We start from the raw sequence: 9,208 nt of genomic DNA, 5'->3' as shown, positions 1-9,208 counted from the left end.
CCGGAGACATGCCTCGCCCGCCTTCTCGGTCTTCGTCGAAGCGCTCAGACAGCGGGCCAGGGGTTAGATCGTCAAGGCTTATCAACTTTCCGCGATTGATAAGCCTGCCTAATAGGGCCAATCAAGTTTGATCGGCTCATGCTGCGGCGCACCATCGCGTACCCTGACCTCTTCGCATCGTCAGGGAAGACTTGCAGAATGAAGATCCTAAGAAAGAGCATTGCCTTGGCCGCGGCGATATTGGTGACGCTCACCGGATATCCGGTCCGCGCCGAGGAGAACCGCGTCCAGTTCCCGCCTGATCTCGGGGCTCTCGTCCACTACACCACGGTTCGTCGCGGTGACGTGACCGAACACATCATGACTACCCCTGATGCGCTCGAGGCGGCCAGGAAGGGGCAGCCCATTCCCGATGGTACCCATTTCGTGCTTGTCGACTACCGTGACGGCAAGGTCTACCGCTACTTTGTCATGCAGAAGGGCAAAGACTGGGGGAAGGACTACGACGAAGACCGTCAGACGGACGACTGGCAGTTCCAGTGGTTCTGGGCCGACAAGTCGGTGAACATGGACGAGAACACCGCCCGCTGTCAGTCCTGCCATTCGTCGCGATCCGACAGCAGTTTCCTCTATACCTTCGACGCGCTCGGTGCCTTCGACGGCAAGGTGTTCGAATGAGTCCGGTGTTCCAGACCCGGCTCGTTCTGGATTTTGTGGCAGTCGGGTTCTTCGTGGTGGCGATGGCCTACTGGTGGCTCGACAACCGCACGCACGAACTTGTCGGAACAGTCATGTTTGCTCTGCTTTTCCTTCACAACGTCTTCAACCGCCATTGGTGGGGCAGGCTACCGAAGACGAGGCGCGCGTCACGGCCATGGATCACGGTGGTTCTCAATCTGACGCTCCTGGTTTCCATGGTCGCTCTCATGAGCACCAGTGTGCTCGTTTCCCAATCGCTGTTCAGGCAGGTTGCCGTCGGCGGCGCGACCGCCCGCGAAATCCATATTCTCGCGGCTTACTGGTCGCTGGTCGTCGTAGCCCTTCACCTGGGACTGCACTGGTCGATCGTCATGAACGTGGCGCGCGCCATCCTGGGCATCTCAGGGAAGAATGCCACACGCACTCTGGCGCTCAGGCTTGCGTCCGTCGGCATTGCCGTGCATGGCGTGCACAGTTCTTTCGAACTCGGGATATGGCCGCGGTTGCTCAACCTTCCAACCATGCAATTCTGGGATTTCAACGAGGACGCGGTTGGCTTCTTCATCCACCTGGGGTCGATCCTAGGTTCGTTCATCGTGCTAGGGCATTACAGCATGGTTGCCATTGGCCTTCGCCCGCGGCGTACCGATCCTGCGGTGCACCCTAAATGACATGGCTGCAATCGGCGCGATGCGTATCCGGGTTCGGATCCAAATAAGCTGGCGGATATTCGTCCGTTACAATTCGAGATCAAGCTGGGCCTGCTGGTGCGTATTGCCGGCTCCTGCGCCTGTCAGCGAAGAAAGCGTCACGCCGAGCAGGCGCACAGGGCGCTTGAACGGATAGACGGTCGCAAGAAGTGCTGATGATGCGTCGAGGATTTCAGCCACGTTGGCGAACGGGACTGCCTCCGTTCGACTGCGCGTTGCCTGGGTGAAGTCCGAATATTTGATTTTCACGGTCACCGTCTTGCCGCCGATGCCCTGCGCCTCGCAGTAGCGCCAGACCTTTTCGGCAAGCGGCCTCAGTTCTGCGTTGGCAAGATCGAGATCGATGATGTCTTCGATAAAGGTGTCCTCGGCACCGACGGATTTTCTGATCCGATCGGGCTTGACCTGTCGCTCGTCGATGCCGCGGGCAATGCCATAAAAATATGGTCCTGACTTCCCGAAATGCTCCTGCAGGAAAGCAAGCGATTTCGATTTAAGATCGGCGCCGGTCTCGATCCCGTATTTCCGCATACGCTCGGCGGTGGCTGGCCCCACGCCATGGAATTTATTGATCCGGAGGGCCTCGACAAATGCTGGCCCGTTCTTGGGCGTGATGACGGCCTGACCATTAGGCTTGTTAAGGTCGCTCGCCATCTTGGCCAGGAACTTGTTGTAGGAAATCCCGGCCGACGCGTTGAGGCCGGTGACCTGCTTGATCTTTGCACGGATCTCCAGTGCAATCTCGCTGGCGATCTCCATGCCCTTGAGATTTTCGGTGACGTCGAGGTAGGCCTCGTCGAGGGATAGCGGCTCGATCAACGGCGTGTATTCCGCAAAAATCTCACGGATCTGTTGGGACACTGCCTTGTAGATGTCAAAACGCGGCGGCACGAAAATCAGATCCGGGCATTTGCGCTTGGCGGTTACCGAGGGCATCGCCGAGTGAACACCGAATTTGCGCGCTTCGTAGCTCGCCGCCGCCACCACGCCGCGGGCGGCCGATCCACCGACGGCAATCGGTTTGCCACGCAATTCCGGGTTATCGCGTTGCTCAACCGACGCATAAAACGCGTCCATGTCGACATGCACGATTTTTCGGACGGGTGATGAACTCATGTCGTTCATGGCGGCTTCAGCGATCGGAAAGGCATTTATATTATTATGCCGAAACAAAAAGAGAACATAGCAGGCTTTGCTGCGATTTCAACGATTTCGATATGGCGGTTGCCGCGCCGCGAAGCTACCGGCCGCCGAAGGCCTTTTCGTCCTTTGAATATCATCCTCAGCAGTCGGACGTCGGCGTCGCCCTGTGGGTGCTCTAACGTTGGCGGGCCGGCAGGACAGCTGGCGCGATCACCCGATAGGGTTAGCGTGGTATGTATTGTAGAATGTGCGGATATACGCATAATTTCTGCGGCTGGCGCTGCCAGGCAAGATCGTCGAGGCTCTGGGGGATCCCATGGAAACAATCGTCGAAGACGCCCATGCCGGCGTAGTGTCGCCCGAACTCGTAGTCGACGCACTATTTGCATGCCGAAAGACTGCAGCGATCAGGGCGGCCATCGAGCTCGATCTCTTTACTCATATCGGCGAGGGCAAAACGGCAGCATTGCTGGCATCGGCAACAAGCGCCTCGGAGCGTGGGGTGCGTATCCTGTGCGACTACCTCGTGGTACATGGTTTCCTGACGAAGGAGAGCGGACAGTACCGAATGACGCCCTCGACCAGAATGTTCCTCGATCGCAATTCGCCGGCCTATATGGGCTCTGCCGTCGAGTTCGTCGCTGCACCCGAAATACTGGATAATTTTCTGCGCGATCCGGCCGCCGCCGTGCGAAACGGTGGTTCGGCCGGGCTTGCGAACATGTCCCCAGATAACTCCGTTTGGGTGAAGTTTGCGCGCGGCATGGGCTCGTTTACCGGGCTCAGCGCCAAAATACTGGCTGGCGAAATCTCCGGCTGGCCGAGCCCTCCCAAAAAGGTTTTGGACATCGCTGCAGGTCCAGGCGTTTTCGGGATCGAAATTGCGAAGGCCTTTCCATCGGCGGAGATCGTCGCCGTCGACTGGGCTGCGGTGTTGGAGCTGTCGCGGCAGAATGCGAAAAAAGCCGGTGTGGCTGACCGGTACCGGACGATCGCCGGCAGCGCCTTCGATGTGGAATGGGGCGCGGGTTATGATCTCGTCCTACTTCCGAATTTTTTGCACCACTTCGATTTGCCGACATGTGCCCAACTGTTACGAAAGATCATCTCGAGCCTGGCAGAGGATGGTCGGATCGTTGCGGTCGATTTCGTGCCGAACGAAGACGGCGTGTCGCCGCCTTTTCCCGCGGCGTTCTCTTGGGAGATGCTTGTCGGCACGCCGGCGGGCCAAGCCTATACGCAAAGTGAGCTGACCGAAATGGCAAGACTGGCTGGCCTTGCCGGCGTCATGGTCAAACCGATGCCGCCAACTCCGGCAAGCCTCATTCTCTTCGAATAGCCGATCGACCGCCGCCTGCGTCGCCCAACCCGGCCAGTGATGCCGCTATCGGATAGGCTGCGGTCACGACCGGCAGGACGAGCCGGCTTGGATAGGAGGTCCCGGAAAAGATGCGCTGCTCGGCCGTCGCGAAATCCGATTGCCTCGCAAGAGTGGAAGCGATGCCAGACTGCGGATTGCGATCGAAACGCGGGAAGTTCGAGGAGGCGATCTGCAGCCGTAGCCGATGCCCCTTCTTCAGCAAGCGGCTCATATGTCCGAGGCGGATGGAGATCTCCTGAGGTTCGTCGCTCGCTTCGCTTCGGTTCCATCGCAGGATCCCATCGACAATGCCGACGCTTTTTCCATCCGAATCGACCTCGCACAGCTTGGCCGTCCAGTCACAGGTCATGGCCGAAGTCGTGACCCAGAGGCTCGCCGTCACCAGCCCCGTCACCTCCAGATCGTCGCGAAGTGGATGACCGGTAAAGACCAGGACGTCTTCTCGTGTCTCAATCCCCGTCTGATCGCGCGGTCCTGAATTGCGGCCAAGAAGCAGGCCGGGCAGAAATGTCGCACCGCCAATGCTCGGCACCGGGGTCGACGGATCGGACATGTAGCTGCTGGTCGCTTTCGCACCCGGTGCCGTACCCAGCGCGCCTCGGCTGCAATCGAGAAAATGCGGTACGGCGATCGTATCAGGAAGCGGCCAGTCGGGAGCAGCGTGCCAGCTGTTGGAACCCGAACGGAAATATCGGACCATCGGCGATCTCGGCTGACGGCCCTGGAGAACGCTGTCGAAAAAATCCAGGTTCTCTTCCACAAGGTCGACGCTTGATGCGGCATAGCCGAGCCACTCCTCGCCCTGCCAGTCGCTCGGATTGCCATGAGACCAAGGGCCGATGATGAGCCGGTCCGGCATCTGGCTGTTGCCCGCCCAGCGCGATTTCGCCTGTTCAAAAAGCTCGATAGAACCTTCCAGGAAGAGGTCGTTCCACCCGGCGACGACGAGCATCGCGGTGTGGTTTGTTCGGGTCCAGTCGAGCCGGTCAGTTCCGGGCCTGCTGTCGACCGCCTGCGGATCGAACCAGTCGCGAACGTAGGGTGCAAGCTCTGTGATCGCTTCATCGAGGATTGGCAGCCTCGCGAATGCCGCAGCAGGATCTCGCTGCAAAAGTTCGAGCAGCGCCTGCACACGGTCGCGCATATCGGCTGGCATCGCCGCCATTCGATGCTGGATATGATCGGCCCCAAGCGACTCGATCACCCACAGCAGCAGAAATGCAAGTTCGAGGGCACCGCCGCGATACATCCATGTTTCGCCGTGGCGTGCGGTCGTCAGTTGCGGCGCAATCGCCGCCAGCCCCACGGGATCCTCTTGGAGCGCCAGCACCTGCGTTGCGCCGACATACGACGCCCCGAACATTGCGACCTTTCCGTTGCAGAAGGACTGGCGTCGCAGCCATTCGATCGTGTCGGCACTGTCACGTCCTTCGAATTTGAAGGGAACGAAATCGCCGTCCGACTGATAGCGGCCGCGCGTATCCTGGACCGCGATCGCATAACCCCGGCGTAGCGCCGTCTGGAATTCCAGGGCGGAAATATATTGCGAGCCGAAGGGCGTTTCCTTGCGATAGGGAGTGCGTTGCAGAAGCACCGGGCAGGCGCCGTCCGACGCGGGAAGCCAGATATCGGTCTTCAGGATCACGCCGTCACGCGTTGCCACATCGACATTGTCGAGCAGCCTGAACGTTGCCTGTTTCGTCATGGTTCCTCAGCGCCTTCCGACGAGTCGCTGCCGTAACTGGTCAAAGGATACTGCAAGAATGAGCAGAATGCCGGTAGCAGCTTGCTGCCAGGAAGAATTGATGTTCATCAGCGTCAGGCCATTGTTCAAGACACCGACGATCAGCAGGCCGATCACCGTGCCGAACATCGTTCCGGTGCCGCCCTTCAACGATGTTCCACCGAGAATGACGGCGGTGACGACCGCGAGTTCCAGACCGAGGCCGGTCGTGCCGGATGTTGAGCCGAGCTGCGAGGCACTCATCAGTCCGCCGAGCCCGATAAAGGCGCCCGATAACAGGAAACTTGAGAAGACCACGCGCTTCGTCTTGATGCCAACCAGCCGCGCCGCATTTTCATTGGCGCCGATCGCATAGATGGACCGGCCGAACACGGTGCGCTTGAGGACGATGCCGATGACGATCGCCACGAGAATGAAGACCAGCGCCGACAGCGGGATATTGAAGAAGGGGCGCCAGATTGCCCAATCGAAATTGGCGATCAGCAGATTCTTGCCCCCGCCGATCGACTGGGTCAGTCCTCGGAAGATTGCCAGCGTCCCGAGCGTGGTGATCAGCGCATTAACGCCGATTTTTGTGACCAGAAAGCCGTTGATCACGCCGATGCCCATGCCGACGACCAGCGCGAGGGCGCTTGCCGGCACGATGCCGATACTGTTGACGGTCAGGGCCATGACAAGCGCCACGAAGGCAACACCGCTGCCGACCGACAGATCGAACTGGCCGGCAATCAGCAGCATCGTTCCGCCGGCAGCGAGCACGCCAGTTATGGACAGTGCGGTGATCACGTTGACCCAGTTGCCCCAAGTCAGGAAATAGGGCGAGCTCAACGAAAAGAAGACGATTTCCGCGAGCAGGAAGGCGAGAAGGGCCGCCGATTCCGGTGTCTTGCGAAAGAAGCTGGCCTTGTCACCATTCGCGTCAGTGTCCGCCATGGTTGTCATGGCCTCGGTTTGAAGCTTGTCATGCATGGACACCGCCTCCTGCGGCCTCTGTCAGGGCTTCGGTCGAAATACGCTCATGCGGAATTTCCGCGATCAACTGTCCGCGCACGAGCACCAGCGCGCGGCTGGCGACCGCATTGATGTCTTCATAGTCGGAGGTCGCGATGATGATGGCATGGCCCTTGACCGTAAGTTCCGCCAGCACACGATAGATCTCCTGGCGGGCGCCGACATCGACCCCGCGCGTCGGCTCCGTCAAGACAAGGATTTTCGAACCCGCCTCAAGCCAGCGGCCGAGCAACACCTTCTGCTGATTGCCGCCGGACAATTCGGTAATCGTCTGGCTGCCGGACGCGTCCGCCTTTACACGCAGCTCCCGGTGCCATCTGGAATAGGCTGCGCGTAGCCGATCGCCGCTCAGCATGCCGTAACGCGCCAGCCGCGACCAACTCGGTGCGGACAGGTTTTCGGCGAGCGTCATGGTGCGCAGAAGCCCCTCGCTTGCCCGATCGGCCGGCAAATGGCCGATGGACGCCGCGATCGCCTCGGCGGGGTGACGAAAGCGCACCGACTTGCCGTCGACGATCAGCGTGCCTTGATCGAACGCCCGTGCACCGACCAGCGATGCGGCGAGCTCCTGAACGCCGGAGCCGACTTTGCCATACATGCCGAGGATCTCGCCGGGGCGCAGCGAGAAGGAGATATTCGAAAAGGCATCGGAGGCGAGGCGATCGGCCTCAAGCACCGGCTGTGCGACGGAGGAGGGGGCGGCAAGCGAGTGGCGCGTATGGGCGACTGCCCGCCCGACCATCGCTTCAATCACCTGTTCCTGGCTGACCTCGCTGGTTGGACGATCGAGCGAAACGCGGCCGTCGCGCAGCACGCAGACACGATCGGCCAGGGCAAAGACCTCGTCGAGCCGGTGGGTGATATAGAGAATAGCGGTTCCGCGTTCGGCCAGACGCCGGATCAGCTGAAAGAGCTTACGCGCCTCAGCGTCCGATAGGGCAGCCGTCGCCTCGTCGAAGATGATGCATTTCGAGGTGCCGATCGTTGCGCGGGCGATCTCGATGATCTGCCGCTCGCCGAGCCTGAGGTTTGCCACTTTCGCCGTCAAAGGCAAGTCGGCACCGAGAAGATCGAGCGCTTCGCGTGCCATCGCCCGCATCGCGCGGCGATCAAGAAGGCCGCCCCTGGTCGGCCACGCGCCAAGCAGGATATTTTCCGCAACCGTCAGGGTCGGGGCATCGGCAATCTCCTGGGCGATCAGTCTTATGCCGGCATCCCTTGCATCGCTCACGCCATGGAAGGATGCTGCCTTGCCGTCCACGGCTATTGTGCCATCGTCCGGCCGGTGGTCACCGGCCAAAATGCGCACGAAGGTAGACTTACCGGCACCGTTTTCCCCGAGCAGGGCGGTGATCGTCCCGCCCGCAAGATCGAGGTCCACGCCATGCAGGACCTCGACCGGGCCGAACGATTTCCGGATGCCGCGCACGGCAAGGAAGTCGGTGGTCATTTGCAGGCATACTCCGGATAGACCCTGGCGATATTTTCAGGCGTGATCAGTTCGTGCGGAACCAGGATCTGGCTGTTGATCTTCCCGCCTTTGATGGCCTTGACAAGATTGGGCACGATCAGGTTCGCATAACGCTCGGGAAAATAGGCGGCTGTCGCGATGAAATGCGGAGCGGTCCAGATCTGGCAATTGTCCGGATCAAAATTCTGAACGCCGAGGTAGAGGTCCTGATTCCGTCCCTGCGTGCGCGCCGCGGCAAGAGCTGCGGTGATGACGTCTTCGTTGATGCCGACGGTGATGATCTTGCCGGCACCGGGCAAGGCAGTCAGGGTATCGGTAAACTGGCGCTGTGCAGCGTCGGCCTGGCCGCCGGCACCGGTGTCGATGATGCGCAGGTTTTGAACCGGTCCGCAGACGGCTTCGAAGGCCTTGCGGATGCCGCCCATGCGCTGGTCGTTGACGACACCGACGGCGGTCGATTCCAGCGAGACGAAAGCATCGTATTCGCAATTGAAATTCTTTGCGAAATACATGCCGAGTTCATGGCCGACGATCTCGCCGGCATAGGAATTGGCAGCGCCGACGAAGGCGGTCTGGCAGGGCTTCTGTTCGATATCGATCGCGATGACCGGAACCTGCGGTCCCTCGGCACAGATGTTGGCTGCCGCTGCCGCGTCCGCTTGGAAGGTGACGAGCCCGTTGACGTTCTGCGTCTTGAATTGACGGACGCAGGACAGTGCCGTTGCTGCATCCATCTTGGAATCGCAGGTCACGAGCTTGAAGCCGGCAGTCTCCGCCGCCTTTTCCATACCGCGCTGCAGCGCATCGGTGAAGGGAACGCCGAGGATGAGTTGCGTGAAGCCGATCGTCAGATCCTTGGCGCTGCCCGGTTCAATCGGCTCGAACTTTGCCACCTCGGCCGGCGGCGTCGGTGCGGGAGCGTCGAGATGAATTTCGGCGGCATGTGCCGTCTGGCCTGCCAGAGCAAGGACGGCTGCGATCAGCAGTCCTTTGAAGCCGCGTCCGCGGACTGGGTCTTTCGAATTCCATGTTGGCATGTCAGGTCCTCC

8 protein-coding genes are annotated in these 9,208 nt (G+C 60.3%); 3 read left to right on the top strand and 5 right to left on the bottom strand.

What is annotated here, in order from left to right:
* Positions 1–198: 198 nt before the first annotated feature.
* On the top strand, positions 199–678 hold the full coding sequence (locus AC1D35_RS12685; protein WP_477854054.1) for a cytochrome P460 family protein: 480 nt from the start codon (positions 199–201) through the stop codon (positions 676–678).
* On the top strand, positions 675–1,370 hold the full coding sequence (locus AC1D35_RS12680; protein ID WP_477938648.1) for a DUF4405 domain-containing protein: 696 nt from the start codon (positions 675–677) through the stop codon (positions 1,368–1,370). The genes AC1D35_RS12685 and AC1D35_RS12680 overlap by 4 nt, the downstream gene beginning before the upstream one ends.
* Positions 1,371–1,436: 66 nt before the next feature.
* Here the strand turns inward: AC1D35_RS12680 and dinB are convergent, their stop codons facing one another.
* Positions 1,437–2,534 (bottom strand): DNA polymerase IV, encoded by a 1,098-nt coding sequence (gene dinB, locus AC1D35_RS12675; RefSeq protein WP_477854052.1) that lies wholly within the window; start codon positions 2,532–2,534, stop codon positions 1,437–1,439.
* 334 nt (positions 2,535–2,868) lie between these two features.
* Here dinB and AC1D35_RS12670 point away from each other — a divergent pair, with 334 nt between their 5' ends.
* On the top strand, positions 2,869–3,891 hold the full coding sequence (locus AC1D35_RS12670; RefSeq protein WP_477832176.1) for a methyltransferase: 1,023 nt from the start codon (positions 2,869–2,871) through the stop codon (positions 3,889–3,891).
* On the opposite strand, the gene AC1D35_RS12665 is transcribed toward AC1D35_RS12670, so the two are convergent.
* Genes AC1D35_RS12665 through AC1D35_RS12650 form a run of 4 tightly spaced genes read right to left on the bottom strand, consistent with a single transcriptional unit; the run spans position 3,875 to position 9,196 of the window.
* Entirely contained in the window at positions 3,875–5,638 is a 1,764-nt protein-coding gene (locus tag AC1D35_RS12665; RefSeq protein ID WP_477832177.1) for a CocE/NonD family hydrolase, read from the bottom strand. The two genes, AC1D35_RS12670 and AC1D35_RS12665, sit on opposite strands and share 17 nt — an antisense overlap.
* Positions 5,639–5,644: 6 nt before the next feature.
* A complete protein-coding gene (locus tag AC1D35_RS12660) occupies positions 5,645–6,646 on the bottom strand; it encodes an ABC transporter permease (RefSeq protein WP_477938647.1) in 1,002 nt (333 codons plus the stop codon).
* On the bottom strand, positions 6,639–8,138 hold the full coding sequence (locus tag AC1D35_RS12655; protein WP_477854049.1) for a sugar ABC transporter ATP-binding protein: 1,500 nt from the start codon (positions 8,136–8,138) through the stop codon (positions 6,639–6,641). The genes AC1D35_RS12660 and AC1D35_RS12655 overlap by 8 nt, the downstream gene beginning before the upstream one ends.
* A complete protein-coding gene (locus AC1D35_RS12650; RefSeq protein WP_477938646.1) occupies positions 8,135–9,196 on the bottom strand; it encodes a sugar ABC transporter substrate-binding protein in 1,062 nt (353 codons plus the stop codon). Before AC1D35_RS12650 ends, AC1D35_RS12655 begins: the two co-directional genes overlap by 4 nt.
* Between the last annotated feature and the right edge of the window lie 12 nt (positions 9,197–9,208).

It is taken from the genome of Rhizobium sp. P1_E6, assembly GCF_056405875.1.
This window is presented reverse-complemented; position numbering and strand designations above follow the sequence as displayed.